The sequence below is a fragment of the Sulfitobacter sp. 1A13368 genome, from assembly GCF_043557275.1.
GTDB classification, from domain to species: Bacteria; Pseudomonadota; Alphaproteobacteria; order Rhodobacterales; family Rhodobacteraceae; genus Sulfitobacter; species Sulfitobacter faviae.
Genome location: NZ_JBIFFR010000018.1, coordinates 1 through 1504, shown reverse-complemented (window position 1 = coordinate 1504; position 1504 = coordinate 1). Strand labels below are relative to the sequence as shown.

2 protein-coding genes and 1 tRNA gene are annotated in these 1504 nt (G+C 58.6%); 1 reads left to right on the top strand and 2 read right to left on the bottom strand.

All coding sequences use genetic code 11. From position 1 onward, the window contains the following. Positions 1-465: 465 nt before the first annotated feature. Positions 466-541, bottom strand: a tRNA-Trp gene (locus ACGYK4_RS17260). Positions 542-684: 143 nt separating this feature from the next. Between ACGYK4_RS17260 and ACGYK4_RS17255 the strand changes: the two genes are divergently transcribed. Then, a complete protein-coding gene (locus tag ACGYK4_RS17255) occupies positions 685-1182 on the top strand; it encodes a DUF892 family protein (protein WP_394434631.1) in 498 nt (165 codons plus the stop codon). A gap of 205 nt (positions 1183-1387) precedes the next feature. Here ACGYK4_RS17255 and ACGYK4_RS17250 read toward each other — a convergent pair. Next, positions 1388-1504: hypothetical protein (locus ACGYK4_RS17250; protein WP_394377493.1), on the bottom strand; the 117-nt coding region annotated here is incomplete at its 5' end.

Sequence of the window (1504 nt, the reverse complement as noted above, 5' to 3'; positions counted from 1 at the left end):
GCTTCCGCTGCCGTCCGCCCCGTCTGGCGCCCCAGCGGTGCGTCTCAGCGCCGCCGGTAGAGGGGGTTCTAAGGTTACTGAGACAAAGCCGCAAGCAGAAAGTGAGAAAAGATGAGATTTCGGGGGACTTTTCGGCAAGCTGCTGAAATGGCGTGCTATTTCTATAGGAACAGGCCCTGAGTTCCGCCGCGACGGCAGCATGCGACTGCGTTGAAACCTCGATGACCGGGTGAATCATCCCCGAATTAAGCGCCATAGAGGGGAAGTTGGGTGAATCGCCTCAAGGCGGCGCGACTCGCTGAACGCTTGCGCAAGGACGCCTGAGGTAGGCAAATCTATAACGAATAAATTGCCGCGGCTCGGCACACCCACAGGGGACGCGCCCGCTTCGCACGGATGCAGCGAACCGCCAAGAATGAAATGCCCCGCTCGGCGGCGCAGCTTCATCGCTAATTTAAGGAAATATGGCAGGGGCTGAGGGACTCGAACCCACGACCCTCGGTTTTGGAGACCGATGCTCTACCAACTGAGCTAAACCCCTATGCCGGAGGCTTGGGTAGTCGCAAACGGGCGGCGGATCAAGAGCAGATCTGACCTTTCCGCCGATATTCTCTTCTTTGGGGAACATTGAGCGGCCAGCTTACGTTTTCTCGTCGAACCAAGCCCGAAATTGGAGGACGAACGATGACTATGAACAATCTCAAAGACGTCTACACCGACCAACTGCAAGACCTCTACTCTGCCTGCAAGCAATCGCTCGAAGCGACCAACGCTCTGGGCCGCGCAGCGGAGGACAAGGAACTTAGCGAAGCGCTGATCGACGGCAGCAATGGAATCGCCAAGGGCATGGATGTGCTGAGGTCCATCTGCGCCAAACATGACCTCGACCCGGAAGGCGAGCACTGCCACGGGATGGAAGGTCTTGTCAAAGAGGCGCATAAGCACGTGCTGGAGGAGGATTTTGGCGACAGCGATGCCCGCGATGCGATGATCATCACGCAGTATCAGCGGATGGTGCACTATGCTCTGGCGGGCTACGGCTGCGTTGTCGCCTTCGCCAATCGTCTGGGCGAGAATGAAGATGGTGCACAACTGCAAGAGCAGCTTGATCACACCTATGATGGTGACCGCCGCATGACAGAGATCGCGACCAAAGGTGGCGTGAACGCTGACGCCGCTTGATTGCGGCTGAATTAGAACGAGTGGAGCCGGCTCTTACGAGCGCCGGCTTTCTCGTTTCAGGGGGGTCGCATAGCCTGCCAAAGCAAAAGGCCGCAGCAAACGCTGCGGCCTTTCGAATATCTGAACCGTGGTCCCCGGTCAGGACGGGGGGTGGGCTCTCATCGCTCCTGCGGAGCGACTGTCGCCCACCGGGTCCGTTTCAAAATCACTCAGTGATTTTGGAAACGACGCCCGCGCCAACAGTGCGGCCACCTTCGCGGATCGCGAAGCGCAGGCCGTTTTCCATGGCGATCGGTGCGATCAGCTCAACGCCGAAGGACAC